The sequence below is a fragment of the Pseudomonas sp. PS01300 genome (genome assembly GCF_029960155.1).
Lineage (GTDB): Bacteria > Pseudomonadota > Gammaproteobacteria > Pseudomonadales > Pseudomonadaceae > Aquipseudomonas > Aquipseudomonas palmensis.
The window spans coordinates 1-25,807 of the sequence record NZ_JASCPN010000007.1 but is presented as its reverse complement, the minus strand read 5'-3'; the positions used below and the strand labels follow the sequence as shown (position 1 = coordinate 25,807).

Below are 25,807 nucleotides of genomic sequence, written 5' to 3'. Positions count from 1 at the left end.
TGTTTTTATGAGGTGCAGCGATGCCCGCACGGGCCGCCGTAGCGGCCCGTGACAGGGGTTGCAGTGGTTCAGTGGCTGACGGCGGTGGCGGCGCCCAGGCCAGTCTGTGCGCGCACGAACTGGTCGTCGAAGGCCGCACGTTCGCGGGCTGCGCGGGCGCTGCGGTCGAGCCTGGACACAATCACCGTGACCAGGAACGCCAGCGGCATGGAAAACAGTGCCGGATGGTCATAGGGGTAGATCGCCTGGGCGTTGCCCAGCACCGACACCCACACCGCCGGCGACAGGATCACCAGCCCCAGCGCGGTGATCAGCCCGGCAAAGCCGCCGGCCAGCGCGCCGCGGGTGGTCAGGCCTTTCCAGTACATGGCCATGATCAGCACCGGGAAGTTGGTGGAGGCGGCGATACCGAAGGTCAGGCCCACCAGGAAGGCCACGTTCTGCTTCTCGAACAGGATGCCCAGCAGGATCGCGATGATGCCCAGGCCGACGGTGGCGATACGGGTCACGCGCATCTCGTCCTTTTCGCTGGCGGTGCCCTTTTTCCACACGGTGGCGTAGAGGTCATGGGAGATGGCCGACGCACCGGCCAGTGCCAGGCCCGACACCACCGCGAGAATGGTGGCGAAGGCCACCGCCGACAGGAAGCCCAGGAACAGGTTGCCGCCCACTGCCTTTGCAAGGTGCATGGCGACCATGTTGCCGCCACCGATCAGCGCGCCCTTGAGGTCGCCGTCCACGTAGAACTGCGGGTCGGTGCCGACGATGACGATGGCCGCGTAGCCCAGCACCATCACCACCAGAAAGAAGAAACCGATGAAGCCGGTGGCGTAGAACACCGACTTGCGTGCTTCCTTGGCGTTGGGCACGGTGAAAAAGCGCATCAGGATATGCGGCAGCCCGGCGATGCCGAACACCAGCCCCAGCGACAGCGACGCGGCGTTGATCGGGTCGGCCAGCATCGAGCCGGGGCCCATGATGCTCCAGCCTGTGCTGTGCACGTTCACTGCGCGGCTGGCCAGGGTTTCCAGGCTGAAGCCGAACTCGGCCATGGCCAGCAGCGCCAGGGTGGTGCCACCGGCCAGCAACAGCACGGCCTTGATGATCTGCACCCAGGTGGTGGCGATCATGCCGCCGAAGATCACGTACACCAGCATCAGGGCGCCCACCACCATCACGGCGGTGCTGTAGTCCAGGCCGAACAGCAGCTTGATCAGTTGCCCGGCACCCACCATCTGCACCACCAGGTAGCAGCACACCACGGTCAGCGAGCCGAAGGCGGCGAAGGTGCGGATGCGGGTCTGGTCCAGGCGGTACGACACGATGTCGGCAAAGGTGTAGCGCCCCAGGTTGCGCAGGCGCTCGGCCATCAGGAAGGTGATGATCGGCCAGCCGACGAAGAACGCCACGGTGTAGATGAAGCCGTCGTAGCCCTTGGCGAACACCAGGCTCGACAGGCCCAGCAGGGTGGCCGCCGACATGTAGTCGCCGGCAATCGCCAGGCCGTTCTGAAAACCGCTGATGCCGCCGCCGGCGGTGTAGAAGTCGGAGGTGGAGCGGGTCTGGCGCGCGGCCCACCAGGTGATCGCCAGGGTGCCCAGCACGAACACGAAGAACATCGCGATGGCGTGCAGGTTGACCGGTTGTCTGTCGGCCACCAGCGGCGCCGCGAAAGCCGCCGGGGTCAGCAGCAGGCTGCTCAGCACTAGCAGTGCGGTGCGGTTCATTTCGACTCCTCCAGTACCTGTGCGCTGAGGCTGTCGAAGCGGGTATTGGCGCTGCGCACGTACCAGCCGGTCAGCAGCCACGACAGCACGATCAGTGCCGAGGCCACGGGAATGCCGAGGGTCAGTTGGCGACCGTCCCCCAGCGGTGTGTGCAGCACCTGCGGGTAGAACGCCACCACCAGCATGAACAGGTAGTAGGCACCCAGCACTGCGGCGCTGAGTGACCAGGCCAGGCGCGATCGGGTGCGCACCAGTTGCTGGAATTTGGGGTTGGCGCGGATGCGGTCGCAACTCTGCGCGTGATCGGTTGGGGCGTGCGTCATGGGTGGGGCTCCTTTGTTGTTTTTATTGCCTGGGGCGGGCCATCGACTTTGTTGCGGGTGTGGGGCGTCAGGGCGGCGGGCAGGGCTCGCAGCCAGACGGTAAATGCTGTGGGGCAGGCGCCGGCGCGCCGCGATCAGGTCGCGGGGCGAGGTAACGTGCGCGGGGGTGAGCCGAGGTTGAGCAGGCTCGTACAGGCAGGGGCGAGGCCCTGGTGAGAATTCGACATGTGTGGCACCCGTTGGCTGATTGTTAGCTCTTGATGTCAGCTGCCCCCTTGTCGGTGGCGGCAGCGCAGATGGCTCCGGGCATCTTATATAACAATGTCGTGTTGTTATGGAAGTACTACCTGCGACGTATGGTAATACTACTATACGTTGCGTCATAAAAAGCTTCGCCGGCAAGGCCGGCTCCTACATGATCACGGTAGGAGCCGGCCTTGCCGGCGAATGGCGTCGACGCGTTGTCGGAAAGATGCGCTCAGAACGCGAGCTTGTACCCGATCAGCAACAGCATCCCCGCCAGGCAAGGGCGCAGTACGTTGTCGGAAATGCGCCCGGTCAGGTGGCTGCCCAGGTAGATCCCCGGCAACGAGCCCAGCAGCAGGTAGCCCAGCAACGACCAGTCCATGTTGCCCATGCTCGCATGGCCCAGGCCGGCGACCAGGGTCAGAGGTACCGCGTGGGCGATCTCGGTGCCCACCAGGCGCCGGGTGACCAGGTACGGGTACAGCAGAAACAGCGCGACAGTGCCCAGGGCGCCCGCGCCAATCGAGGTCAGTGACACCATCACGCCCAGCACCACGCCAGTGACCACGGTCAGGGCGTTGAGGCTGCGTTCGCTGAGGTGGTAGCGGTCACCGGCGTGCTTGCTGGCAAACGCCTGCAACCGCGACTTGAACAGGATGGCCAGCGCCGTGAGGATCAGCACCACCGCCAGGCCCTGCTTGATCACGCCGTTGAGCGTCTGGGTGTCGGTATGCAGGGTGCTCAGAAACCACAGGGTCAAGGCCGCCGCTGGCACGCTGCCCATGGCCAGCAGCCCGGTGATCTTCCAGTCGATGTTCTTTTGCTTGCTGTGCACCCAGACGCCACTGGCCTTGGTGATGGCCGCATACAACAGGTCGGTGCCCACTGCAGTGGCCGGGTTGATGCCGAACCAGAGCAGGATCGGGGTCATCAACGAACCACCGCCAACGCCGGTCATGCCGACAATGAACCCAACAACCAGGCCTGCGATGGTGAAACCAAAAGAACCTACATCCATAAATACCTAAACACCCAGCGAGCCCGTGATCGGATGGCGCCAGCATAAAGGTTTTTTTATAGCCAAATAGACTTGTTCGTTATTAGTTTATAACCGTAACGCAGCAGGCGAGGGTGCCATCGACCGCCTGGGCGGCCGATGGGCGAGGGCGGGGGTCAGATCTTGAAGCTGTCTACCAGTTGCTTGAGGCGCCCGGCCTGACGCGCCAGGTCATCGCAGTGCTTGAGGGTGTCGTTGAGGTTGGCCACACCCTGCTGGTTGAGCACGTTGATCTGGGTGATGTCCAGGTTCAGGCTCTCGACCACGGCGGTCTGTTCCTCGGTGGCGGCTGCTACCGACTGGTTCATGCCGTCGATCTCGCCAATGCGCAGGGTCACGCTGGTCAGGCGTTCGCCGGCCTGGTTGGCGACCTGCACGCTCTGCTCGCTGGACACCTGGCTGGCGTTCATGTTGTGCACTGCCTCGCGCGACCCCACCTGCAGGGTGGTGATCATCTTGTGGATCTCTTCGGCCGATTCCTGGGTACGGTGCGCCAGGTTGCGCACTTCGTCGGCCACCACGGCAAAGCCGCGACCGGCTTCACCGGCCCGTGCTGCCTCGATGGCAGCGTTGAGTGCCAGCAGGTTGGTCTGCTGCGAGATGCCCTTGATCACGTCGAGGATCTGGCCGATGTCATCGGTGCTGGCGTTGAGGGTTTCGATCTGCTCGCACGACTCGCTGATCTTCTGCGACAGCGCCGTCATCGCGCTGATGGTCTCCTGCATCACCTGGCGACCATCGTTGGCCTGGTCGCTGGCACCGCTGGCATGTTGCGAGGCATCGGCGGCGTTGCGCGCGATTTCCTGGGTGGCGGCGCCCAGTTCGTTGATTGCAGCGGCCACGCTGTTAGTGCGCAGGCTCTGTTCCTCGGAGCCGATGATCGAGGCGTTGGAGGCGCTCATCACGCGTTCCGACAGGTCGTGCACCTGGCGGGTGGCCGAGGCCACTTCGGAAATGGATGCATGGATGCGCTCCACGAACTGGTTGAAGGCACCGGCCAGTTCGCCGAATTCATCCTTGTTTTCCACGGTCAGGCGCCGGGTCAGGTCGCCTTCGCCCTGGGCGATGTCCTGCATGGCGCGGCCCATGGTGGTGAGGGGGCGCATCAGCACCGGAATCAGCAGGCTCAGCAGGCCGGCGATGGCGGCCACGGCGATCAGCATGGCGATGATGGCCGAGGTGCGGAACTGGCTCAGCGGGGCATAGGCCTTTGCCTTGTCGATGGACAGGCCGATGTACCAGTCGGCCGACGGCAGGCCGCTGACCGGGGCGAACGAGATGATCCGCTGTTCGCCGTTGAGGGTCACGTCGTGCAGGCCGGCGGCGACCTGCAGGTTGCTGCCGGGGTAGATGTCCTTGAGGTTCTTCATGGCCTGGTCGCTGTCCGGGCTGACGATCATCTGCCCGTCGCGGTCGACCAGGAAGGCGTGGCCGATACCGCCGAAGTCCACGGCATTGATGATGTCCACCAGGGTGGCCAGGCTCAGGTCGCCGCCCACCACGCCGACCAGTTCGCCGTTGCTCTTGACCGGCATCGCAATGGTCACCACCAGCCCGCCGACAGCCGCCAGGTAGGGTGGGGTGAGCATGGGTTTGCCGGCGGCGACAGCGGCGGTGTACCAGGGACGTTGGCGCGGGTCGTAGCCGTCGGGCATTTTCGCGTCCGGGCGCTGGGTGAACACGCCGTTGGTCTGGCCCACATAGGTGAACTGGAAGTTCGATGTGAAGGCGGGCTGGTCGACCAGCCCGGGGAAGTCGGCATTGGCGCCCTGGTGGGCGATGTTCTGGGCCAGGTTTTCCAGCACCAGGATGCGCCCGCTCATCCAGTTCTGCACACTGCTGGCTGTCAGCGCGCCGGCCTGGTTGACCGACGATTCGATGTTCTGGCGGATGGTGTTGCGTTGCAGGTAATCGTTGTAGAGGGTGAACAGTGCAAAGGCCAGCACGACGACTGCGCTGGCGCTGAGCAGGATCTTGTGGCGAAATTTCAGGTTCATGTTTCGAGACCTTTAGCCAGATAGGGGAAGTGACGGCGTCACGGGTCGGAGCCTTGTGAGCACCGCCATCGTGAATTGCACGCGACTGACCTTTCAGGTATCGGCTGAAACCACGAAATATTTACGTACCATTTTGACGCGGGGTCAGTCGGCCAGGGCTGCGGTCTGTCTCAGCAACCTCACCAGCTCCTGGGCAGCGCGTTGCAGCGGCTGCTGCTTGAGCCAGAAGGCATGCACCGGCAGGCGCAGTTCATTGCGGGTGTTGCGAAAATCCAGTTGCACCAGTCGCCCGGCCTTGAGCAGCGGGGCAATGCGCGACAGCGGGAAGTCGCCCCAGCCAAGCCCGGCCTCGACCATCTCGATGGCCATGCTCAGGCTGTCGGTGCGCCAGTGCGAGGCACCGATCAGCACGCGGGGGTCGAGCATCGGCAAATCGCGGCTGGCCACCACGATCTGGCGCACGTTGACCAGGTCTTCGAGGTAGCGCACCTGCTCGCCCAGCGCGGGGTGATGGGGCGAGAGGGTGGCGGTCAGCGACTCCATGCCGACCTGTTCGAAGCGCTGGCGCGGGTCGACCGTCAGCCCGGCAAACGCCAGGCACAGTTGCACGCGACCCTCGTGCAGCAGGTGCAGCGCATCTTCCTGCGGGGCGCTGAGCACCTCCACCTGCAGCAGCGGGTGGCGCTGGCTGATCTGGCCGATGGCCTGGAGCAGCGGCTGGTGATCGATGTCGGGCACCACGCCGATGGCCAGGGTGCTTTCCAGGCCCTGGGAAAGCTCGATGGCGTGTACCTGAAGCTGCGTCAGCTGGTCGGCGATCAGCCGGGCATGGGGCTCCAGCGCCAGGGCCAGCGGGGTGGGGCGGGTTTCACGGTGGGTACGCTCGAACAGGGCAAAGCCTAGCTCCGCCTCCAGGTTGGCGATGGCCATGCTGACTGCCGAGGGTACCCGCCCCAATGCCCGGGCGGCAGCCGAGAACGAGCCGCGGTCGAGCACCGCAAGAAACAGTTCGATAGTGTCGCTGGAAAAATTCATCAGCCTCTCCTTTCAGTAGATCTGATAGCTGCTGACTTTTTCTGTCAAGAAGATTGACGCATCCTGCCGGCCGAATTTGATTTGCCGAGGGGTGAAAAGGTGCAAGGTCTGAAACGCAAGCTGGTGTATGTAACGGCCTATGAAGGTATCGGGCTGTGCCTGTCGACACTCGGGCTGGCGCTGCTGTCCGGCACCGCGCCCAGCAACACCGGGCCGCTGGCCGTGATGATCACCACCATCGCGATGGTGTGGAATTTCATCTACAACACCCTGTTCGAGTACTGGGAGAGCCGCCAGGCCACACGGGGGCGCAGCGTGGCCCGGCGCGTGGCGCACGCGATCGGGTTCCAGCTTACCCTGGTGGTGTACCTGATCCCGCTGATTGCCTGGTGGCTGGGGATTTCGCTGTGGGAGGCCTTCTTGGTGGACCTGGCGTTCATCATCCTGATCCCGTGCTACACGTACCTCTACAACTGGCTGTTCGATCGGGTGTTCGGGCTGCCGAGTTCGGCAGCGGCACAGGTATCGCCCGCCGTGTAGGGCGTGCAGGCCCGCGATGCTTTGCTTCTGAGCGTCGGCTAGGCATAGAATGATAGGAATTCTCATTCGTACCCCGGTCGCCCATGTCCACTCCCGATCCCGCGTTGCGCGAACAGGTCAGCCGTATCTATCAGGACCACCACCGCTGGTTACAGGGCTGGCTGCGTCCGCGGGTGGCCTGTCGGCACCTGGCGGCCGACCTGATGCAGGACGTGTTCGTGCGGGTGCTCAGCGCCCCGGACGCCAGCGACCGGCTAGGCGCGGTACGCGAACCACGCGGCTACCTGGCCACCATCGCGCGGCGTTTGATGATCGACTACTTTCGCCGTGCCCGCCTCGAGCGGGCCTGGTTGCAGGCACTGGCCGAGCAGCCCGAAGCGGTGGAGATATCCGAGCAGGAGCGGCTGATCCTGCTGCAGACCCTGTGCGAGCTGGATGCCATGCTGGCGGGGCTCGGCCCGCGCATACGCCGGGCCTTTCTGCTGTCGCAGCTCGATGGCATGACCTACAGGCTGATTGGCGAGGAGCTGGGGGTTTCCGAGGTGACGGTCACCCGCTATATCGCCAAGGCCTTTCACCACTGTACGCTGTACAGCCTGCAAGCCGACTCGTGACCCCATGGCTACTCTCGACCCTCTCCAGCGCGCCGCGCTGGAACAGGCTGCGCTTTGGCGCGCCCGCCTCAATGCTGATGCCGTGGATGATACCGACCGGCAAGCGTGGCAGACCTGGCTGGACGCCCACGACCAGCATCGCTGGGCCTGGCAACAGGTCGTCCAGGTTCAGCAGCGGCTTGGCCAGCTATCTGGCGGGCTGGCCGGGCGTACCCTGGACATCGCCGGGCAGCCTGCCGCGATCCCGCGGCGCGGCGTGCTCAAGGGCATACTGGTGCTGGCCGGCACCAGCGGCCTGGGCTGGGCCGGCTACCGAGAGCTGAGCAGCGGGCCGTGGACGGCGGACTACCATACCCGCGTCGGCAAGCGTCAGGCATTGACCCTGGCCGATGGCACCCGGCTCGAACTCAACACCGACACTGCCCTGGATGTGCGCTACGACAACCAGCAGCGCCTGCTGGTACTGCGCCAGGGCGAGGTGATGATCACCAGCGCCGCCGACAAGGCCGGGCGCCCGTTGCGGGTGCAGACCGTCAACGGCACCGTCGAGGCGCTGGGCACGCGTTTTCTGGTGCGCCGCGACAGCGACGCCAGCAGCACGCAACTGGCGGTGTACCAGGGCCAGGTGGGCGTGATGCCGCGCGATGGCATGGGGGGGGCCGTGGTCGATGCCGGGGATCAGGTGCGGTTTTCACACCCCAAGTTCGTGCTTGGCTCGCCGCTGGAGCCCGACCGCGATGCCTGGCGCAGGGGGCTGCTGATTGCCAACGACCAGATGCTGGGGGTATTCATCGCCGAGCTGCGGCGTTATCGCCCCGGTTGGCTCAAATGTGCCAACGAGGTTTCCAGCCTGCGTATCAGCGGTACCTTCAAGCTCGACGACACCGAGCAGATTCTGCGCGCCATCGGCAAGACCCTGCCGGTGCGGGTCGAGCGGCGCACAAAATACTGGGTAAGCATCGCACCCCTCACGACATGAAAAATATTTTTCGTAAATGATAGGTATTCGCTCCTTCGTTCGACTTCTAGGCATGCAGGCGTGATGGCCTGACTGCCAACCAGAAGAGAAAAGAACCGATGAATACCCGATCACCGGTCGCGGCAAGGCTGCGTACCACGCTGTTGTGCTCCACCCTGCTGTGGCCGCTGGCGATGCCGGGCATGGCGCACGCCGACAGCACCACACCGACCGAATACAACCTCGACCAGGGCGACCTGGGTCAGGTTCTGAACCGCTTCGCCGCCCAGGCCGGCGTGGTGCTGTCGTTCGCACCGAGCCTGACCGCGGGCAAGACCAGCGCCGGCCTGCACGGGCGTTACAGTGTCGATCAGGGCCTGCAGGCGTTGCTCGAGGGCAATGGCCTGATGGCCGTGCGTGAAGACGACGGGCGCTACAGCCTGGCCCCGCTGCCGCAAACTGCCGGGGCGCTGAACCTGGGCGTGACCGAAGTCACCAGCAACCAGTTGGGTACCATCACCGAAGACAGCGGCTCCTACACGCCAGGCACCATCGCCACCGCCACACGGCTGGTGCTGACACCGCGCGAAACGCCCCAGACCATCACCGTGGTCACCCGTCAGCACATGGACGATTTCGGGCTCAACAACATCGACGATGTGATGCGCCATACCCCGGGCATCACCGTGTCGGCCTTCGACAGCGACCGCACCAGCTACTATGCCCGCGGCTTCTCGATCAACAACTTCCAGTACGACGGCATCCCCTCGACGGCGCGCAACGTCGGCTATTCGGCCGGCAACACCTTGAGCGACATGGCCATCTATGACCGCGTGGAAGTGCTCAAGGGCGCTACCGGCCTGCTCACCGGCGCGGGGTCGCTGGGGGCCACGATCAACCTGGTGCGCAAGAAGCCGACTGCCGATTTCAAGGGGCATTTCACTCTGGGCGCCGGCAGCTGGGACAACTACCGCAGCGAACTCGACGTGGGCGGCCCGCTGACCGACAGCGGCAACGTGCGCGGCCGTGCGGTGGCGGCCTACCAGGACAAGCACTCGTTCATGGACCACTACCAGCGCAAGACCAACGTCTACTACGGCATCCTCGAATTCGACCTGAGCCCGGACACCCTGCTCACCGTGGGCGGTGACTACCAGGACAACAAGCCGGAAGGCTCGAGCTGGTCGGGCAGCATTCCGCTGTTCGATGCCCAGGGCAACCGCAACGACCTGCCACGCCACTTCAACAACGGCGCCAAGTGGAGCCACTGGAACCAGTACACCCGCACCGTGTTTGCCAGCCTGGAGCATCACCTGGCCAACGGCTGGGTTGCCAAGGCGCAGCTGGACCACAAGATCAACGGCTATGACGCGCCGCTGGGCTCGATCCAGGGTTACTACCCGCGCGCCGACGGCACCGCCAGCCTCTATTCGGCCAAATACACGGGCGAGACGGTGAGCAATTCGGCCGACCTCTACGCCAGCGGGCCGTTCGAGCTGCTGGGGCGTGAGCACGAACTGGTGATCGGTACCTCGTTTGCCCAGTCTCACTGGGAAGGCAAGGGCTGGTGGAGCGCCAGATACCCCAATGGCAACTCCGTCGACTACGGCAGCTGGAACGGCAACACCCCCGAACCGGACTGGGGGGAGCAGACCCAGACCGTGGATGACCGCGTGCGTCAGACCGGCACCTACGTGACCACCCGCCTGCACCCCACCGACGATCTGACGCTGCTGCTCGGTGCACGCCTGGCCAACTACCGCATCAACGGCGTGACCGCCAACGGCCGCGAGGACGATCGCCTGCTGCCCTACCTGGGGGCGGTGTACGACCTCAATGACTACCTGTCGCTGTATGCCAGCTACACCGATATCTTCATGCCGCAGGATGCCTGGTACCGCGACCGCAACAACCGCCTGCTCGACCCGGATGAAGGGCAGAACTACGAGGTGGGCCTGAAGGGTGAGTTCCTGGACGGGCGCCTGAATGCGAGCCTGGCGTACTTCGAGATTCACCAGAGCAGCCGGGGCGAAGAGGACCGGGCCTACAACGGCAACCCGACCAACCCGGCGGTCGAGTATGCCTACGAAGGCATCAAGGCCAAGACCAAGGGTTACGAGGCAGAGATCTCCGGCGAACTGGCCGAGGGCTGGCAACTGCAGGGTGGTTACACCCACAAGGTGATCCGCGATGACCAGGGCAAGAAGGTGTCGACCTGGGAGCCCGAGGATCAGGTCAGTTTCTACACCAGCTACAAGCTCAAGGGGGCGCTCGACCGCTTGACCATCGGCGGTGGTGCGCGTTGGCAGGGCAAGGGCTGGCAGGTGTTGTCGAACAACGTCAAGAAGCGCGACGAAGAGTTTGCCCAGGACCCTTACTGGCTGGTGGACCTGATGGCGCGTTACCAGATCAGCGAGCAGCTGTCGGCCACGCTGAACGTCAACAACGTGTTCGACAAGGCCTACTTCACCAATATCGGCTTCTACAACTCGGCCTCTTATGGCGACCCGCGAAACGTGATGGTGACCACTCGCTGGGACTTCTGAGGCCAGCGTGCCGAGGTATCAGGCCTGCCGTTGGGCGAGGCAGGCCTGGTGGATCGCGTCCCAGCATTCCTGGCTCCACAGGCGGATCCAGGTGGCGGCCCACAGGCGGTCCCAATGCCGGCGCAACGGGTTGCGTCGGCGCGCCTCCAGCAGCTCTTCGATTTCTTCGTTGAGCGATACCGGCTCGAAACCGGTCCATACCGGTGGTACCGGCGCCACGATGTTGTAGTAGCAGACCGGCGCGACTTCCTCGTAGAAGATGCGCTTGAGCTCGGCCAGGTCGAAGGGTTCGAGTTCGCGGGCGATCCAGGCGTAGTCCACCCAGCTGTCGACGAACGACTCGGAGAGCAGGGCGCGGACGTTGTGGCGTTGTTCTGGGGTCACGGGGCGGGCTCTTGTGGGAATGCCCGATGCTGCGCGGTTTGTCGCTGGCAGGTCAAGCGCAGCAAGACCCTTCGCCGGCAAGGTCGGCTCCTGCACAACACCTCCTGCAGGAGCCGGCCTTGCCGGCGAAAGGCGCACCGCCATTCTCAATCCAGGCTCAGCTTGGCCTCGATGCGGTCCAGGTGCTGGTGCATCAACTGCAGCGCCGCCTCGCTGTCGCCGTCCTCCAGTGCGTCCACCAGGGCTGCATGTTCCTGCCAGGCGCAGTGTTCGCAAGGCTGGGTCTCGTACTGGGCAATGATCAGCGACGTCATGGGCACCAGCCCGTTGAGAAACCGTGTCAACGGGGCATTGTCGGCCATCTCCGCCAGCTTCAGGTGAAACTCGCCCCCCAGACGAATCGCCGTGCACCGATGGCCCTGCTCGTGGTGCTTGCGCTCGCGGGCAATCAGCTCGCGCAACTGGCGGATGCGTGGGGCACTGGTGCGCCGCGCCGCCAGCCCGATCAGCGTGGTTTCAGCCAGGCGCCGGGCACTGAGCACCTGGCGCGCCTGCTGCGGGTCGGGTGCGGCCAGCCGGGCGGTGTGCGCCGGGCGTTGCACCACCACCTGCTGGTCGGACAGGCGCCCCAGCACGCGGCGGATCACCGTGCGGCTCACGCCGAAGGCCTGGCCCAGCGCCTGCTCGGTCAGCGCGGTCCCTGGCGCCAGGCGCTGTTCGAGGATCGCATCGAACAGGCGCGGGTAGATCTCGTCAGCGCTCAGGCGCTGCTCGCCGGCCGCCAGCAGCGCGGGCAGGGCGATCGCGGACGGGGTAGCAGGGCAGGCGTTCATGGTCGCTCTCCTGGTCAGTTGCCCGGGTGTTCATCCGGAATGGTCAATTCGATGCCCATGCGCAGGCCTTCCTGCAGAATATGCCGGCGCATCTGCGCACTGGCCTGGGCGCTGTCCTTGTTGCGGATGGCGCGCACCACCGCCTCGTTCTCTTCCAGGCGCGCGGCCAGGTGCTCGGGCGAGTTGTGCAGCACCTGGGCGCTCTGCTTGAGGGCATTGCTGGTCTGCTGCACCACACTCTGGAAAATCGGGTTGGCGGTCAGTGCGAACAGCTCTTCGTGAAATGCCAGGTAGGCGCGCACCCCGGCTTCGCTGTCGCTGGCCTCCAGGGCCTCGCGCATGTCCATCAGGGTCAGGCGCAACTGGCCGATTTCCTTGCTGCTGACCGACTGCGCCACCAGCCCGACAATGAACGGCTCCAGCGTGTAACGCAGCTGCAGCACGTCCTCCAGGCTGGCTCCGGCCACGGCCGCGGGGGCCTGTACCAGCTCCTGGGTGCCGGGGTCGAGCACCAGCACTCCCTTGCCTGGCATGGAACGCACCAGGCCGAGGGTCTCCAGCACCGTGACCGCCTCGCGCAGGCTTGGTCGGCTGATGCCCAGTTGCTCGGCCAGTTCTCGCTGACCCGGGAGCATCTCGCCCGAGCGCCACTGGCCACGGGCCAGTGCCTGGCGCAGTTTCTCCACTACCGCATTCACTACCGTCGATGAGGTAATCACTGTTTGCTCCCTGAAAACACATGCATACGTCGTTGCCTAGAATTCCTGTTGATGGGCAGGGGTGGGCAGCTTGCGCGTCTGGAAGCTGAAGCCCTGCTTGCCGTTGAGTACGTTGTTGGCGCGTTCCAGATCAATGTCCTTTTCCCAGCGGGCGATGGCCACAGTGGCCACGCAGTTGCCGATCAGGTTGGTCAGCGCGCGGCCGATGCCCATGAACCAGTCCACCGCCAGCACCAGCACCAGGCCCACTACCGGGATGGCCGGTACTGCCGTGAGGGTGGCTGCCAGAATCACCAGCGCCGACCCCGGAATGCCGTGGGCGCCCTTGGAGGTGATCAGCGACACCAGCAGGATGGTCAGCAGGTCGGTCATGGCCAGCGGCGTGCCGGTGGCGTTGGCGATGAACACGATGGCCAGGGTGAGGTAGATGGAGAAACCGTCCAGGTTGAAGGAGTAGCCCGTGGGGATCACCAGGCCGACGGTGGAGCTGCCGATGCCCAGGTGTTCGAGCTTGCGCATGATCTGCGGCAGGACCGCATCGGACGAAGCAGTACCCAGCACGATGCCCAGTTCTTCGCGCATGTACTTGAGGAACGGGAACAGCTTCAGGCCCGAGACGCGCATCACTGTCCCCAGGATCACCAGCACGAAGCCTGCACAGGTCACGTAGAACAGCGCCACCAGGCCGCCCAGGTGTTGCAGCGAGTCCAGGCCGTACTGGCTGGTGGTGAAGGCGATGGCGCCGAACACGCCGATCGGCGCCAGGCGCACGATCATGCCCATGATGCGGAAGATCACATGGCTCAGTTCGTTTATCAGCCGGGTGATGCCCGACGCGGCCTCGCCCACCAGGTTCAGGGCGCTGCCGAACAGCACCGAGAACAGCAGCACCTGGAGGATGTTGTTGTCGGCGAAGGCGCCGAGCACCGAATTGGGTATCAGGCCCATGAGGAACGCTGCCGTGCCCTGGATATGCTGGCCACGCTCGGCCAGCGCACCGGCATCGGCGGTCGACAACTGGTCGAGGTGGATGTTGGCACCGGTACCGATGCCTGAGGTGAATGCCAGTACCAGCCCCAGCACCAGCGCAATGGTGGTCAGCACTTCGAAGTAGATCACCGACTTGAGGCCGATGCGGCCAACCTTCTTGAGGTCGCCGGCACCGGAAATGCCGCTGACCACCACGCAGAACACAATCAGCCCGATGAGCATCTTGATCAGCTTGATGAAGCCGTCACCGAGGGGTTTGAGTTGCAGGGAAACTTCAGGAAAGCTCAGGCCGCAGGCGATGCCGAGCATCAGGCCGAGCACCACTTGGAGGAAGATCGAACGCGAGCACCATTTGAGCATGGGGAGGGATCTCTGGTCGGTGTCCGTGCTTCTGGCAACAAGCGCCGAGCGACAGACTTAATTATTGTGGTCTTACCGGTATGTCCAGTGCAGGCGCAGTGTAGGCGGGGTTTTTGCGGGTTTGCAAGTATTTCGCGAATCCAGGGCATCAGATCGGTTTTACCGGTCTGACCAGTTACAGTACTTATCGACGACAAAAGCGCTTCAAGCAACAGTGGCAGGCGCCTGTCACGCTTTTGCGAGGGCAGTGATCAAGGCTTGGAAAGGGCCAGGTCTACCGCTGCAATCAGCTTTCCCAGGTCCTTGGGTGGAGCTTTGTGAATAACACCGAACAAGTAGGCACGTTGCTCGTCCGCATCTTCCAGGTCGGCGAAAAAGGCATTGAGCTTGACGCCCAGCACGTCGGCAAAGGTGAACAGCGCTTCGACACTGGGGGTGTAGGTGCCGGTTTCAAAGCGGCTTATGGTTTTGGGGTCAAAACCGGTTTTTTCGCCAAGTTCAGCCTGAGTAAGCCCGGCTACCTTGCGATAGCGTCTGATGGCTGGACCCAAACTAGATAATTCCATCGCTCGATTCCCATTTAGAATCAAGAACTTAACGATAAATATTGGCATTGCACAACGCCACGTTTCATCACCTTTCCTTGCAAAATGTGATGTATTTCGTAGAATCGTTCACTTGGACCGACATTTACGCTGCAGGTTTCAGCGCCGCTGGACAAGGCTTTAGCGTGCGCTTCAGGGAGTTTTAACGTGCGTCTCAATCTGCCGGTCACGGCTGTCGAACAGACCTTTCCGGACCATCAGCGGCTGATTTCCGCCACCGATACCGACAGTAACATCACCTATTGCAATGCCGAATTCGCCGCCATGAGTGGCTTCAGCCAGGCGGAACTGATCGGCAGCACGCACAACCTGGTGCGCCACCCGGACATGCCGCCTGCCGTATTTGCCCTGATGTGGCAGTACCTCAAGGCCGGCCAGAGCTGGATGGGCATCGTCAAGAACCGCTGCAAGAACGGCAACTTCTACTGGGTCAGCGCCTACGTCACACCGGTGCTCGAGGACGGCCGCCTGGTCGGCTACGAATCGGTACGGGTCAAGCCCACTCGCGATCAGGTGCAGCGCGCCGAAGCGCTGTATGCCCGTCTGCGTGAAGGCAAGCCCCCCGTGCCCTTCGGGCGTCGCCTGGCCCTGCAGGGCCGCGTGCTTGCGCTGCCGTTGCTGGCAGCCGCTTTGGCCATGGGCGCCAACCGGCTGTTGCCGGGCTGGGGCGGGCAGGGCATCACGCTGGCGCTGTTCGTGGCGGTGGGCCTGTGGGGGCACAATCGCCTGCGCCATGAAGTGCGCCAGATCGTGCGCAGCACCCCCAACACGTTCTCCGACCCGATCAGCGCGCTGGCCTACAGCGAAGCGCTGGGCCCGACCGCGCAACTGCAGATGGTGTTGATCAGTGAAGAGGCGCGCCTGAAAACCGCGCTGACGCGCCTGAGCGACCTGGCCAACCAGATGGCCGTGGCCGCCAGCGATTCCAGCCGGCTGTCCAATGCCACCGAGCTGGCGCTGCTCGACCAGCGCGCCGAAACCGACATGACCGCGGCGGCGATGACCGAGATGGCGGCATCCATCGCCGAAGTGGCGGTGCATGTACAGCAGACCGCCAGCGAGGCCGGCACCGCCAACCAGCTGGCCGAACAGGGCAGCCAGGTGGCCGGTACCTCGCGCGAGGCGATCCAGCTGCTGGCCAGCACCGTCACCCAGATCAACCAGGCGGTCGGCCACCTGGCCGGGCAGACCCAGGACATCATGCTGGCTGCCAGCGTGATCCAGGCGATTGCCGACCAGACCAACCTGCTGGCGCTCAACGCTGCCATCGAAGCGGCGCGTGCTGGCGAGCAGGGCCGCGGATTTGCCGTGGTGGCCGATGAGGTGCGCGCCCTGGCGGGCAAGACCCGCCAGTCGACCCAGCAGATCCAGGGCATCATCGAGACCCTGCGCAGCGGCGCCGATGACGCGGTGAGCATCGCCAACCTGGGCATCCAGGAGGCCGAGCAGGGCGTGGCGCAGGTGGTCGAGGCGCAGCGCGCACTGCAAGGCATTCGCGAGGCGGTGGCACGCATCACCGATATGACCCAGCAGATGGCGGCCGCCTCGCAGGAGCAGTCCTACGTGGCGGAGGACGTGTCGCAGCAGATCAATCGGGTAGCCGGCACGGTGCAGAAGACTGCCGACAACGCCAATGCCGCCGCCACCCGTGGTGGCGAGCTTGAGCATATTTCCAGCGGCCTGCGTGCCTTGGTTGAACGCTTCAACCGATAGCCGCCAGGCGAGTGAACGAGCATGGATGACAACTACCGCGCGGCCGTCGACGCGGCCGCGATCTTTTCCGAAACCGACCTCGCCGGACGCATCACCTACGTCAACCAGCAGTTCTGCAGTATCTCCGGCTACAGCCGTGAAGAGCTGCTGGGGGCCAACCACCGCATCCTCAATTCCGGCCTGCACGGCAGTGACTTCTTCGAGAGCATGTGGGCATCGCTGGTAGCCGGCAAGGTCTGGAAGGGCGAGATCTGCAACCGCGCCAAGAACGGCTCGCTATACTGGGTCGACAGCACCATGGTGCCACTGCTGGACCCGGCCACCGGCAAGGTCCGCAAGTATGTGTCGATCCGCTTCGACGTCAGCGAGAAACGCCAGCTGGTGCACACCCTGCAATGGCGCGTGGGGCATGACGTGCTCACCGGGCTGCCCAACCGCGCATTCCTTTCGGACCTGCTGAACCAGGCCCTGGAATTCTCGCGCACCGAGCAGTTCCCGCTGGCGGTGTGCATGCTCGATCTGGACGGCTTCAAGGCGGTCAACGACGGCTATGGGCATGCCTGCGGCGACCTGCTGCTGGTCGAGGTGGCGGCGCGGCTCAAGGGCATACTGCGTGGCGGCGATGCGGTTGCGCGGTTGTCTGGTGACGAGTTCGTGCTGATTCTGCGCCATGTCGAGGGCCAGGCGCAGTTGCGCACGGTGCTGGGGCGGGTGCTGTCGGCGGTGGCGGCGCCGTATTCGATTCGTGGCCAGCAGATCAGTGTCAGCGCCAGTATCGGCGTGACCCTGTACCCGGCCGACAACGATGATGCCGACACCCTGCTGCGCCATGCCGACCAGGCGATGTACGTGGCCAAGCAGAGCGGACGCAACCGCTTCCACCTGTTCGACGTATCGCTGGACCAGGAAGTGAAGGCCACGCACCAGACGGTTGAGCGGGTCCGCCGCGCCATGAAGAATGGCGAGCTGCGCCTGTTCTACCAGCCCAAGGTGAACATGCGCAGTGGCGAGGTGCTGGGCTTCGAGGCCTTGCTGCGCTGGCAGCACCCGGTCAAGGGGCTGGTGCCGCCAGCGGAGTTCCTGCCGTTGATCGAGCAGACCGACCTGATCGTGGACATCGGCGAGTGGGTGATCGACCGCGCGATGGCGCAGATGCAGCATTGGCAGGACGCCGGGTATCGCTGGTCGGTGAGCGTGAACATCGCGGCGCGCCACTTTCAACGGTCTGACTTCGTCGAGCGCCTGCGCCTGTTGCTTGCGCGTCATGACGGGGTTGCGCCGCGCATGCTCGACCTTGAGATCGTCGAGTCGGTGGCAATCGAGAACATCAAGCGGGTCAGCGAATGCCTGGAGGCGTGTCAGCAGTTGGGGGTGCAGTTTTCACTGGATGACTTTGGCACCGGCTATTCGTCGCTGAGCTATCTCAAGCGCCTGCCCACCCAGGCGATCAAGATCGACAAGTCGTTCGTGCGCGACATCCTGCATGACCAGGATGACCTGGCCCTGACCCGCGCGGTGATCGGCCTGGCACGGGCCTTCGGGCGCCAGGTGATCGCCGAGGGGGTAGAGACGGTGGAGCATGGCGAGGTGCTGATGGGGCTTGGCTGCGATGTGGCGCAGGGCTACGGCATCGCCCGGCCGATGCCGGCGGCGGAGGTGGTGGGATGGGTGCGCGAGTATGTGCAGCCGCATGAGTGGGTGGTGTTGCGCCAGGCGTAATGCCGCATCGGGCCCTTGGCCGGCAAGGCCGGCTGCTGCAGGGCCGGCGCTACAACTGCGGCGCCGTGTTCTTCACCACCGCCAGTTCCGGGTGCGCCACCAGCTTGTCGATGTGCAGCTCGTCGTTGTTCATCCAGGTTTCGCTCAGCACCCGGTAATGCTCCATGTCCCGGCAGCGCATGCGCAGGCTGTAGTCGAAATGCCCGCTGATGAGCTGGCACTCGAATACCTGCGGGCAGGCCTTCATGCAGGCCTCGAAGGCCCGCTGGGCCGAGCGCCCGCTCTGGTTGGACAACGCCACCAGCACCAGCAGCGACAACCCTGGCGACACCCGCTGCACATCGATGATCGCGCCATAACCACGTATCACCCCGCGTCGCTCCAGCTTGCGCACCCGCTCCAGGCAAGGCCTGGGCGTCAGGTGCACCAGCGAAGACAGCTTCTCGTAGGTGATGCGCCCGTTGTGGCGCAGTACGTCGATGATCGCCTCGTCGATCCGATCCAGAGGCGGCGTGTCATGCATGCGGTTGGCCTTGGTGTCCATGGTGGCGTCGGTTCACTTCAAACGGTTGGAAAGAAATTGCTGCAGGCGTTCGCTCTGCGGCTGGTCGAGCATCTGCGGGCCGCCCTGTTCCTCGACCCGGCCCTGGTGCAGGAACAGTACCTGGCTCGACACCTGGCGGGCAAAGCCCATCTCGTGGGTAACCATCAGCATGGTACGGCCTTCCTCGGCCAGCGTCTGTATCACCTTGAGCACTTCGCCAACCAGTTCCGGGTCCAGTGCCGAGGTTGGTTCGTCGAACAGGATGATCTCCGGTTCCATCGCCAGCGCCCGCGCAATGGCCACGCGCTGCTGTTGCCCGCCAGACAGGAATGCCGGGTACTGATCGGCCGCGCGCCCTGGCAAGCCGACCTTGTCCAGGTAGGCGCGGGCGCGGGCCTCGGCCTCGCGCGGGCTCACCCCAAGCACGCGGCGCGGCGCCAGGCAGATGTTCTCCAGCACGGTCATGTGGCTCCACAGGTTGAAGTGCTGGAACACCATGGCCAGGCGCGTGCGCAGGTTCTGCAACTGGGCCGGGTTCGGCGCCCGGGTGCCGGCGCGGCCCTGGTGCATCTCGATGCTCTGGTCGTCGAGGGTGATCACGCCCGAGTCCGGCTGTTCGAGAAAGTTGATGCACCGCAGCATGGTGCTCTTGCCCGAGCCGCTGGCACCGATCAGGCTGATCACGTCGCCCTTGCGCGCCTGCAGCGAGACGCCCTTGAGTACCTGGTGATCGCCATAGCTCTTGTGCAGGGCATCCACGCTCAGTTTGATGGCGGCGCTGCCGACGCGCGGGGCGGTGGGGGTTTCGTACAGGGCCTGGCCATGGGCCGGCAGGGGGTGTGCGCAAAGGGTCATGGGTCAGCCTCGGGCAGGAACAAGGAAACGCATCCAGCGGCGTTCGGCCAGGCGAAACAGCCCGACCAGCGCGAAGGACAGCAGCATGTACAGAATGGCCGCGATGCCGAAGGCCTGGAACGTCAGAAAGGTCGCGGCGTTGGCGTCGCGGGCCACTTTGAGGACGTCGGCGACGGTGGCGGTGAACGCCAGCGAGGTGGCATGCAGCATCAGGATCAGCTCGTTGCTGTACACCGGCAGCGCACGGCGCAGGGCTGCCGGCAGCACCACGAACAGGTTCAGGCGCCAGCCATGCAGGCCGTAGGCCTGGGCGGCCTCGATCTCGCCATGGGGAATGTTGCGAATGGCCCCGGCGAAGATCTCCACGGTGTAGGCGCAGGTGTTGAGCACAAAGGCCAGCAGCGTGCAGTTGAGCGCATTGCGCAAGAACTGGTCGAGCAGCGCGTTGTCACGCACCACCTCCAGCCCGTACAGCCCGGTGTAGCAGATCAACAACTGGATATACAGCGGGGTGCCGCGAAACACGAAGGTGTACAGCTCTACCGGCCAGCGCAGCCAGCGCTTGCGCGACACCCGCGCCAGCGCCAGTGGCAACGACAGCACCAGACCCAGCACCATGGTCACGATGAACAGCCACAGCGTCATCGCCAGCCCCGACATGCCCGCGCCATCGCTGTACAGGTAGGCCCGGCCGTATTCCTGAAGCAGTTCGATCATGATGCCAACCCCTTGATGCCGGTGTTGTAGCGCCGTTCCAGCACCTTGAACAGGCGATTGGAAAGGGTGGTGATAAGCAGGTAGACCAGCCCCGCGAACAGCAGAAAGTACAACGGCTCATTGGTGGTCTTGCCGGCGTTCTGCGCAGCCTTTACCAGGTCGGAGAGGCCGATGATCGACACCAACGCGGTGGACTTGAGCAGCACCAGCCAGTTGTTGCCCAGCCCCGGCAGCGCGAAGCGCATCAGTTGCGGGAACAGCACCAGCTGGAAGCGCTGCACGCGGCTCAGCCCGTAGGCGGTAGCCGCTTCCAGCTGGCCATGGGGCACGCTTAGGATCGCTGCGCGAAAGTTCTCGGTGAAGTAGGCGCCATAGATGAAGCCCAGGGTGATCACGCCGGCCATGAATGGGTTGATCTCGACGTAATCCCAGCCAAGCAGCTCGGTCAGGTCGTTGAGCCACAGCTGCAGGGTGTAGAAGATCAGCAGGATCAGCACCAGGTCGGGCACGCTGCGAATCAGCGTGGTGTAGAGGGTGGCGGGAATGCGCAGCAGGCGCAGCGAGGACAGCTTGGCGCTGGCGCCGATCAGGCCCAGCAGCAGGCTCAGGCCCAGTGACAGAAAGGCCAGTTGCAGGGTCATCCAGGTTCCTTGCAGCAACAGCGGGCCGAAGCCCTGCAGGCTCAGGGCCTGCAAGCCGGTGGAGATGAGGAAGTCGTTCACGGGAAAACTCTCGGTAGGACCAAAGGCGGGTGCGACAGCGCACCGGGCCGTGCAGGCCCGGGCTCTGCAGGCGATTACTCGTTGTAGATATCGAGGTCGCCGACGTACTTCTGCTGGATCCTGGCGAAGGTGCCATCGGCCAGCACCGCGGCGATGCCCTTGTCGATCAGCGCCTTGAGCTCGGCGTCGTTCTTGCGCAGGCCCATGGCGATGTCCAGGGGCAGGGTGGGGTCCTTGATTGCCGGGCCGCTCTTGAAGTCGGCGCCTTCGGGGGTGTTGAGGAAGTTCAGCTGCGCTTCGAGCTTGTCGGTGAGGGTGGCGTCCAGGCGCCCGTTCATGAGGTCGGCATAGTTCTGGTTCTGGGCCTGGTAGGCTTTGACCCGGGCGCCCAGCGGCGCCAGCTTGGCGCGGGCGTAGGCCTCTTGCAGCGAGCCTTGCAACACGCCAACGGTCTTGCCCTCGAGCGATTCGGGGGTGTCGCCGAAGTCGGCGCCCTTGCGCACGATCACCGAGGTGGGGCTGAGGAACAGGCGATCGGAAAACTCGATCTGCTTCTGACGGGCCGGCGTCACCGCCATGGACGACATGATTGCGTCGAACTTGCGTGCACGCAGGGCCGGGATCATGCCGTCGAATTCGTTGTGCACCCAGGTGCACTTGACCTGCAGCTTTTCACAGATGGCATTGCCCAGCTCGATGTCAAGACCTTGCAGGCTGCCATCGGCGGCGACGGATTCGAAGGGCGGGTATTCGGGGAACACGCCGAAACGGATTTCTTTCCATTCCTGGGCCTGGACTGTGCTCGCGCACATGGGCAGGAGCAGCACGCTGAGCAGCTTTCGCAGCGAGGTCATAAAGGTATCCCTGTGTCTTGTAGTTGATGTAGGGCAGTGAACGCTTCGTTGGCCTGAGCCTTGGTCTGTGTGTGACTCTTCGGTCTGGGCGTCAGAATGCGTGAAGGCAGCATTTTTTTTGTGTCGTTTGGGCCGGCGCTGGCTGCCGGATTCTGCTGTTGGCGATTCGGTGTCAGCCGAATCGGCTGCATGACCTCCTGTTTTGGCTTCGGGGCAGCTTGCTGTGTACGGCCGTGCAAGGTGCACGGCCGCCTGGATTGACGTGCAGGCCCGGTCTAGGCGCGTTTCTTGTGCACCGCCTGAACCTTGGGCAGCAGCCGTGCAAACAGGTCCTTGGGGTTTTCCAGAGCCGGCACCAGGTCGATTTCATGGCCGATATCCAGGGCCTTGGCCACATCCAGCACATAGCGCAGGGCCGAGTAGTCTTCGATGGCAAAGCCCACCGAGTCGAACAGGGTGACCTGGGTGTCGTTCTCGCGGCCGAGCACCTGGCCGTTGACCACTTGCCAGAACTCGGTGATCGGCGAGTCGGCTGGCATCTGCTGGATCTCGCCCTCGATGCGGCTCTGCGGTTCGTACTCGACGATCACCCGTGCGGCGTCGACGATGTCGCGGTGCAGCTCGGTCTTGCCCGGGCAGTCGCCACCCACCGCGTTCAGGTGCATGCCCGGCTCGATCATGTCGGCGGTCAGGATGGTGGCGTAGGCCTTGTCGGCGGTGACCGTGGTGACGATGTCGGCGCCGCGTACCGCATCGGCCACGGAGCTGGCCAGTACCACCTTGATCGCCGGGAAGGCGCGAAGGTTCGCGGCCAGTTTGGCCGTGGCTTGTGGGTCCAGGTCGTACAGGCGGATTTCCTCGATGCCCACCAGCGCGTGGAAGGCGATGGCCTGGAATTCGCTCTGCGAGCCGTTGCCGATCAGCGCCATGCTGCGGCTGTCGGGACGCGCCAGGTAGCGTGCGGCCAGGGCCGAGGTGGCGGCGGTGCGGATCGCGGTGGTCAGGGTCATTTCGCTGAGCAGCAATGGCGCGCCGGTGTCGACATCGCCCAGCGCACCGAACGCCATCACGGTGAGCATGCCGCGCTGGGTGTTCTTCGGGTGGCCGTTGACGTACTTGAAGGCGTAGAGGTTGGCGTCGGAGGCCGGCATCAGCTCGATCACCCCGTCTGGCGAGTGGTTGGCCAGGCGCGCGCACTTTTCGAAGTCGTGCCAGCGCAGGTAGTCCTGGCGGATGTACTCGGCCATTTCTTCCAGGCAGGTGGTGAGGCCCTTGCGGGCGACCAGTTGGCTGAGGTCGTTGACGTCGATGTAACGGGTCATGGGGAGCTCCTTCTTGTGGTCGGTCAATTGCGCACCGGCAGGTGCACTTCGGCGAGCATGCAGCGCGCGCTGCCGCCGCCGATGCGTTCGATGTTGTCGATGTTCACCACCACCGGGTGGGTGTGCCGCTCGACCTGGCGGCGCTGCTCGGGGTGCAGCGAGCGCCAGGCACTGCGCGACATCACCAGCAGCGGCTGGCCTTGCTTGTCGTGCACTTCGAGCATGTTGCCGGCGAAGCCTTCGAGCTGGTCGAAGTCCAGGGCCAGGATGTCCTTGCCGGTGGCGCGCAGGCTGTGTTCCAGGGTACGGCGCTCGTCGGCATCGGGCAGTGCCTTGAGGCACACCACCGACAGCCCGCGGCCCACGCTCATCATCACGTTGCAGTGGTAGATGGGCGCCCGGTGCCGGTCGACGGCGTGAAACAGGCACAGGCGGTAGTCGAGCCTGTCGGCGAACTGGCGCAGTGCTTCGGTGTGGGTGCGCCCGGAGTGGCAGGCGTAGCTGATGCGGTGTTCGCGGTCGAGCACCATGCTGCCGGTGCCTTCCAGGAACATGCTCTGTTGCTCCAGCGGGCTCAGGTCGATGGTGTTGTGAATGCTGAAACGGTCGGCGAGCACCTGCAGCACGCCCTTGTCGCGTTCCAGGCGGCGGTTGTGGCCCTCCATCGGGTAGAGCACCAGGCTGCCGTCGGCGTGGCTGCTCCACCAGTTGTTGGGGAAGATCGAGTCAGGCGTGTGCGGGGCCGGCGTGTCCTGCACCACCAGCACCTCGACGCCATGCTGGCGCAGGGTGTCCACATAGCCGTCGAACTCTTCCAGCGCTTTATGCTGTGCCTGGTCGGGGTCCAGTGCAGGCTGCTGGAAGCGGTTGTTGAGTGCGGTGTCCGGGTTGAAGGCGAACCGCGCGGGGCGGATCATCAAGACTGTATTGGTGGTTTGCATCGAGGCACGCATCCGGGGTTGGCAGTGCGTCTATTGTCGATGCAGTGGCGCTGCAATCCCGGCTGAAGCGCGCGGGGCGCTCAGCGGGGAAAGCTGAAAAGCGGGGTATTGCAGCGTAATCGGCTGTGCCGGTTCAGGGCAGGTGCTCGGCCATGTCACGCAACTGGTTGGCCAGCGCGACGGCAGCACGGGCGCTGTGTTCGCCTGCCACCAGGTGCGTGAAGGGCAGGTCGATCAGCCGGCCCTCGCGCACCGCACGCAACTTCGAGAGGGCCGGGTGGTTGTGCAGGTACTCGCGCTTGCGCCGGGCCGGCGACCAGACGGCGTCGGCCAGGATGATCACGTCCGGGTCGCGTTGCAGCAGGGTTTCGGGGTCGACGGTCACGCGGTGCAGGTCGACGTCGGCGAACAGGTTGCGCCCACCGGCAACCTGGATCAGTTGGGTGATGAAGCCGCGGCTGCCCTCGCTGTCGAGGCCCTGGTGCTCGCTGTCCAGGTAGAACACCGAAAGCGGGGAATGCTGCGCGGCGAGCTGGCGGGCGCGGTCCAGGTCTGCTCGTTGCTGCGCGATCAGCCGAGCGGCCTGGGGTTCGCGCTGCAGCAGCTTGCCCAGGCTGCGCAGGTCGTCTTCGATGGCCGCGAAGCCGGAGGCCGGGCGCGGGTCGCAGGCGTTCTCCAGCAGGTAGCTGCCGATGCCATTGCGGGTCAGGTGGGTACGGGCGCCCACGCCATCGCGAAAGGCGCTGGCGAAACCGCCGACCACCAGGTCGTAGCGCTGGGCATAGAACACCTCCGGCGAGGGATACAGCCGCGACAGCAGGGGCACGCCGCGGTAGCGCCGGGAGGCCAGCGCCTCGGGGTCGTCATCGATGTAGCTCACCGCAACCAGCGACGGGCCGACCTGCAGGGCCAGCAGCAGGTCGGCGGCATGCTGGTTGAGCGCCAGGATGCGCTGCGGCGGGGCGTGCGGCAGGGTCCAGTCCTGGCCGCAGTTACGGTAGGTCTGGGCGTGGGCCGTGGTGCCGAGCAGGCACAACAGCAGGCAGAGCAGGCGCGTCATGGGGTATCACCATTGAGCAGCAGTGCGCTGACCGGGGTACCTGCGACCAGGTGCTCGCGCACCAGGCGGCGGGCATCGTCGGCGCTGGCGATGCGGTACCAGCAGCGCTCTGGGTAGACGGTGGCGACCGGGCCCAGGTTGCACGGGAACTGGCAGTGGGTACGGGTCAGCAGCACGCCGTCGGCGGTTTCCATGCGCTGGGCGGCGAGCAGTTCGTTGCGCACCACTTTCCACACCTGCTGCGCGCCGCGCTGGGTGCAGCGCGGGCCGGTGCACAGCATCACGTGGCGGGCGTGGGCGGGAATGTGCGACCACTCGGGTTTGCTGGGGATGGGCATGGGCTTGTCCTTGAGTCCGTGGTGCGGCTTTCGCGGGTCAATCCCGCTCCCACAGGCTCATCTGTCACCTGTGGGAGCGGGATTGACC

At 64.7% G+C, this 25,807-nt stretch carries 25 protein-coding genes; 6 read left to right on the top strand and 19 right to left on the bottom strand.

All coding sequences use genetic code 11. The features are described 5' to 3' along the window. Nucleotides 1–68: 68 nt before the first annotated feature. The 5 genes from QMX96_RS06110 to QMX96_RS06090 all read right to left on the bottom strand — a co-directional run bounded on the left by QMX96_RS06110 (nucleotide 69) and on the right by QMX96_RS06090 (nucleotide 6,385). On the bottom strand, nucleotides 69–1,727 hold the full coding sequence (locus QMX96_RS06110; protein ID WP_054915301.1) for a cation acetate symporter: 1,659 nt from the start codon (nucleotides 1,725–1,727) through the stop codon (nucleotides 69–71). Continuing rightward, complete coding sequence (locus QMX96_RS06105) at nucleotides 1,724–2,050, bottom strand: DUF485 domain-containing protein (RefSeq protein ID WP_043864525.1); 327 nt, start codon at nucleotides 2,048–2,050, stop codon at nucleotides 1,724–1,726. Before QMX96_RS06105 ends, QMX96_RS06110 begins: the two co-directional genes overlap by 4 nt. A gap of 478 nt (nucleotides 2,051–2,528) precedes the next feature. After that, entirely contained in the window at nucleotides 2,529–3,314 is a 786-nt protein-coding gene (locus QMX96_RS06100; RefSeq protein WP_043864524.1) for a sulfite exporter TauE/SafE family protein, read from the bottom strand. Between the two features lie 155 nt (nucleotides 3,315–3,469). Beyond that, nucleotides 3,470–5,350 (bottom strand): methyl-accepting chemotaxis protein, encoded by a 1,881-nt coding sequence (locus QMX96_RS06095; protein WP_116055018.1) that lies wholly within the window; start codon nucleotides 5,348–5,350, stop codon nucleotides 3,470–3,472. A gap of 144 nt (nucleotides 5,351–5,494) precedes the next feature. After that, nucleotides 5,495–6,385, bottom strand: coding sequence for a LysR family transcriptional regulator (locus QMX96_RS06090; RefSeq protein ID WP_043864522.1), 891 nt, complete (start codon nucleotides 6,383–6,385; stop codon nucleotides 5,495–5,497). Nucleotides 6,386–6,484: 99 nt separating this feature from the next. Here QMX96_RS06090 and QMX96_RS06085 point away from each other — a divergent pair, with 99 nt between their 5' ends. The 4 genes from QMX96_RS06085 (at nucleotide 6,485) to QMX96_RS06070 (ending at nucleotide 11,043) form a co-directional block, all read left to right on the top strand. Beyond that, a complete protein-coding gene (locus tag QMX96_RS06085) occupies nucleotides 6,485–6,925 on the top strand; it encodes a PACE efflux transporter (protein ID WP_282361391.1) in 441 nt (146 codons plus the stop codon). A gap of 83 nt (nucleotides 6,926–7,008) precedes the next feature. Then, nucleotides 7,009–7,539, top strand: a complete 531-nt coding sequence (locus QMX96_RS06080; protein WP_043864521.1) for a sigma-70 family RNA polymerase sigma factor — start codon at nucleotides 7,009–7,011, stop codon at nucleotides 7,537–7,539. 4 nt (nucleotides 7,540–7,543) lie between these two features. Beyond that, nucleotides 7,544–8,518, top strand: a complete 975-nt coding sequence (locus tag QMX96_RS06075; protein ID WP_282361390.1) for a FecR domain-containing protein — start codon at nucleotides 7,544–7,546, stop codon at nucleotides 8,516–8,518. A gap of 173 nt (nucleotides 8,519–8,691) precedes the next feature. Next, nucleotides 8,692–11,043, top strand: a complete 2,352-nt coding sequence (locus QMX96_RS06070) for a TonB-dependent siderophore receptor (protein ID WP_100633413.1) — start codon at nucleotides 8,692–8,694, stop codon at nucleotides 11,041–11,043. Nucleotides 11,044–11,061: 18 nt separating this feature from the next. Here QMX96_RS06070 and QMX96_RS06065 read toward each other — a convergent pair whose 3' ends face one another. The 5 genes from QMX96_RS06065 to QMX96_RS06045 all read right to left on the bottom strand — a co-directional run bounded on the left by QMX96_RS06065 (nucleotide 11,062) and on the right by QMX96_RS06045 (nucleotide 14,895). After that, nucleotides 11,062–11,427, bottom strand: a complete 366-nt coding sequence (locus tag QMX96_RS06065; RefSeq protein WP_063612014.1) for a hypothetical protein — start codon at nucleotides 11,425–11,427, stop codon at nucleotides 11,062–11,064. A gap of 146 nt (nucleotides 11,428–11,573) precedes the next feature. After that, on the bottom strand, nucleotides 11,574–12,260 hold the full coding sequence (locus QMX96_RS06060) for a GntR family transcriptional regulator (protein WP_043864518.1): 687 nt from the start codon (nucleotides 12,258–12,260) through the stop codon (nucleotides 11,574–11,576). Between the two features lie 14 nt (nucleotides 12,261–12,274). After that, complete coding sequence (locus QMX96_RS06055) at nucleotides 12,275–12,979, bottom strand: FadR/GntR family transcriptional regulator (protein WP_054915296.1); 705 nt, start codon at nucleotides 12,977–12,979, stop codon at nucleotides 12,275–12,277. Between the two features lie 36 nt (nucleotides 12,980–13,015). After that, nucleotides 13,016–14,329 (bottom strand): C4-dicarboxylate transporter DctA, encoded by a 1,314-nt coding sequence (locus tag QMX96_RS06050; RefSeq protein WP_043864516.1) that lies wholly within the window; start codon nucleotides 14,327–14,329, stop codon nucleotides 13,016–13,018. 251 nt (nucleotides 14,330–14,580) lie between these two features. After that, on the bottom strand, nucleotides 14,581–14,895 hold the full coding sequence (locus tag QMX96_RS06045; RefSeq protein ID WP_043864657.1) for a helix-turn-helix transcriptional regulator: 315 nt from the start codon (nucleotides 14,893–14,895) through the stop codon (nucleotides 14,581–14,583). A 186-nt stretch (nucleotides 14,896–15,081) separates the two neighbouring features. On the opposite strand from QMX96_RS06045, the gene QMX96_RS06040 reads away from it, so the two are divergent. Together QMX96_RS06040 and QMX96_RS06035 are read left to right on the top strand one after the other, a co-directional pair. Further along, nucleotides 15,082–16,647 carry a PAS domain-containing methyl-accepting chemotaxis protein gene (locus QMX96_RS06040; protein WP_043864515.1) on the top strand — a complete coding sequence of 522 codons (1,566 nt, stop codon included), beginning with the start codon at nucleotides 15,082–15,084 and terminating at the stop codon, nucleotides 16,645–16,647. Nucleotides 16,648–16,668: 21 nt separating this feature from the next. Continuing rightward, complete coding sequence (locus QMX96_RS06035; RefSeq protein ID WP_043864514.1) at nucleotides 16,669–18,366, top strand: GGDEF domain-containing phosphodiesterase; 1,698 nt, start codon at nucleotides 16,669–16,671, stop codon at nucleotides 18,364–18,366. Between the two features lie 49 nt (nucleotides 18,367–18,415). Here the strand turns inward: QMX96_RS06035 and QMX96_RS06030 are convergent, their stop codons facing one another. The 9 genes from QMX96_RS06030 to QMX96_RS05990 form a co-directional block, all read right to left on the bottom strand. Continuing rightward, nucleotides 18,416–18,910 carry an Lrp/AsnC family transcriptional regulator gene (locus QMX96_RS06030; RefSeq protein WP_100633178.1) on the bottom strand — a complete coding sequence of 165 codons (495 nt, stop codon included), beginning with the start codon at nucleotides 18,908–18,910 and terminating at the stop codon, nucleotides 18,416–18,418. A gap of 12 nt (nucleotides 18,911–18,922) precedes the next feature. Next, on the bottom strand, nucleotides 18,923–19,765 hold the full coding sequence (locus QMX96_RS06025; protein WP_240619887.1) for an ATP-binding cassette domain-containing protein: 843 nt from the start codon (nucleotides 19,763–19,765) through the stop codon (nucleotides 18,923–18,925). Nucleotides 19,766–19,768: 3 nt separating this feature from the next. Continuing rightward, the gene (locus tag QMX96_RS06020) at nucleotides 19,769–20,482 is read right to left on the bottom strand and encodes an ABC transporter permease (protein WP_043864512.1); all 714 of its coding nucleotides are present in this window, start codon (nucleotides 20,480–20,482) and stop codon (nucleotides 19,769–19,771) included. Beyond that, on the bottom strand, nucleotides 20,479–21,204 hold the full coding sequence (locus tag QMX96_RS06015) for an ABC transporter permease (RefSeq protein WP_282361382.1): 726 nt from the start codon (nucleotides 21,202–21,204) through the stop codon (nucleotides 20,479–20,481). Before QMX96_RS06015 ends, QMX96_RS06020 begins: the two co-directional genes overlap by 4 nt. A 74-nt stretch (nucleotides 21,205–21,278) precedes the next feature. After that, nucleotides 21,279–22,058 carry an ABC transporter substrate-binding protein gene (locus QMX96_RS06010; protein WP_088515235.1) on the bottom strand — a complete coding sequence of 260 codons (780 nt, stop codon included), beginning with the start codon at nucleotides 22,056–22,058 and terminating at the stop codon, nucleotides 21,279–21,281. A gap of 275 nt (nucleotides 22,059–22,333) precedes the next feature. After that, the gene (locus QMX96_RS06005) at nucleotides 22,334–23,380 is read right to left on the bottom strand and encodes an ornithine cyclodeaminase (RefSeq protein WP_043864509.1); all 1,047 of its coding nucleotides are present in this window, start codon (nucleotides 23,378–23,380) and stop codon (nucleotides 22,334–22,336) included. 23 nt (nucleotides 23,381–23,403) lie between these two features. After that, nucleotides 23,404–24,321, bottom strand: a complete 918-nt coding sequence (locus QMX96_RS06000; protein WP_043864655.1) for an arginine deiminase-related protein — start codon at nucleotides 24,319–24,321, stop codon at nucleotides 23,404–23,406. Between the two features lie 133 nt (nucleotides 24,322–24,454). Then, nucleotides 24,455–25,381 carry an ABC transporter substrate-binding protein gene (locus QMX96_RS05995; protein ID WP_054915294.1) on the bottom strand — a complete coding sequence of 309 codons (927 nt, stop codon included), beginning with the start codon at nucleotides 25,379–25,381 and terminating at the stop codon, nucleotides 24,455–24,457. Further along, nucleotides 25,378–25,719: a (2Fe-2S) ferredoxin domain-containing protein gene (locus tag QMX96_RS05990; protein WP_043864507.1), complete on the bottom strand. Its 342-nt coding sequence runs from the start codon at nucleotides 25,717–25,719 to the stop codon at nucleotides 25,378–25,380. The genes QMX96_RS05995 and QMX96_RS05990 overlap by 4 nt, the downstream gene beginning before the upstream one ends. Nucleotides 25,720–25,807: the final 88 nt, after the last annotated feature.

What these genes read in the sequence shown, in the direction of transcription:
- QMX96_RS06060 (WP_043864518.1), bottom strand. Translation starts at nt 12,260, where the DNA reads ATGAACGCCTGCCCTGCTACCCCGTCCGCGATCGCCCTGCCCGCGCTG.
- QMX96_RS06070 (WP_100633413.1), top strand. Translation starts at nt 8,692, where the DNA reads ATGCCGGGCATGGCGCACGCCGACAGCACCACACCGACCGAATACAAC.
- QMX96_RS05990 (WP_043864507.1), bottom strand. Translation starts at nt 25,719, where the DNA reads ATGCCCATCCCCAGCAAACCCGAGTGGTCGCACATTCCCGCCCACGCC.
- QMX96_RS06075 (WP_282361390.1), top strand. Translation starts at nt 7,544, where the DNA reads ATGGCTACTCTCGACCCTCTCCAGCGCGCCGCGCTGGAACAGGCTGCG.
- QMX96_RS06080 (WP_043864521.1), top strand. Translation starts at nt 7,009, where the DNA reads ATGTCCACTCCCGATCCCGCGTTGCGCGAACAGGTCAGCCGTATCTAT.
- QMX96_RS06100 (WP_043864524.1), bottom strand. Translation starts at nt 3,314, where the DNA reads ATGGATGTAGGTTCTTTTGGTTTCACCATCGCAGGCCTGGTTGTTGGG.
- QMX96_RS06035 (WP_043864514.1), top strand. Translation starts at nt 16,669, where the DNA reads ATGGATGACAACTACCGCGCGGCCGTCGACGCGGCCGCGATCTTTTCC.
- QMX96_RS06045 (WP_043864657.1), bottom strand. Translation starts at nt 14,895, where the DNA reads ATGGAATTATCTAGTTTGGGTCCAGCCATCAGACGCTATCGCAAGGTA.
- QMX96_RS06010 (WP_088515235.1), bottom strand. Translation starts at nt 22,058, where the DNA reads ATGACCTCGCTGCGAAAGCTGCTCAGCGTGCTGCTCCTGCCCATGTGC.
- QMX96_RS06105 (WP_043864525.1), bottom strand. Translation starts at nt 2,050, where the DNA reads ATGACGCACGCCCCAACCGATCACGCGCAGAGTTGCGACCGCATCCGC.
- QMX96_RS06005 (WP_043864509.1), bottom strand. Translation starts at nt 23,380, where the DNA reads ATGACCCGTTACATCGACGTCAACGACCTCAGCCAACTGGTCGCCCGC.
- QMX96_RS06050 (WP_043864516.1), bottom strand. Translation starts at nt 14,329, where the DNA reads ATGCTCAAATGGTGCTCGCGTTCGATCTTCCTCCAAGTGGTGCTCGGC.
- QMX96_RS06020 (WP_043864512.1), bottom strand. Translation starts at nt 20,482, where the DNA reads ATGATCGAACTGCTTCAGGAATACGGCCGGGCCTACCTGTACAGCGAT.
- QMX96_RS06095 (WP_116055018.1), bottom strand. Translation starts at nt 5,350, where the DNA reads ATGAACCTGAAATTTCGCCACAAGATCCTGCTCAGCGCCAGCGCAGTC.
- QMX96_RS06025 (WP_240619887.1), bottom strand. Translation starts at nt 19,765, where the DNA reads ATGACCCTTTGCGCACACCCCCTGCCGGCCCATGGCCAGGCCCTGTAC.
- QMX96_RS06090 (WP_043864522.1), bottom strand. Translation starts at nt 6,385, where the DNA reads ATGAATTTTTCCAGCGACACTATCGAACTGTTTCTTGCGGTGCTCGAC.
- QMX96_RS05995 (WP_054915294.1), bottom strand. Translation starts at nt 25,381, where the DNA reads ATGACGCGCCTGCTCTGCCTGCTGTTGTGCCTGCTCGGCACCACGGCC.
- QMX96_RS06110 (WP_054915301.1), bottom strand. Translation starts at nt 1,727, where the DNA reads ATGAACCGCACCGCACTGCTAGTGCTGAGCAGCCTGCTGCTGACCCCG.
- QMX96_RS06000 (WP_043864655.1), bottom strand. Translation starts at nt 24,321, where the DNA reads ATGCAAACCACCAATACAGTCTTGATGATCCGCCCCGCGCGGTTCGCC.
- QMX96_RS06030 (WP_100633178.1), bottom strand. Translation starts at nt 18,910, where the DNA reads ATGGACACCAAGGCCAACCGCATGCATGACACGCCGCCTCTGGATCGG.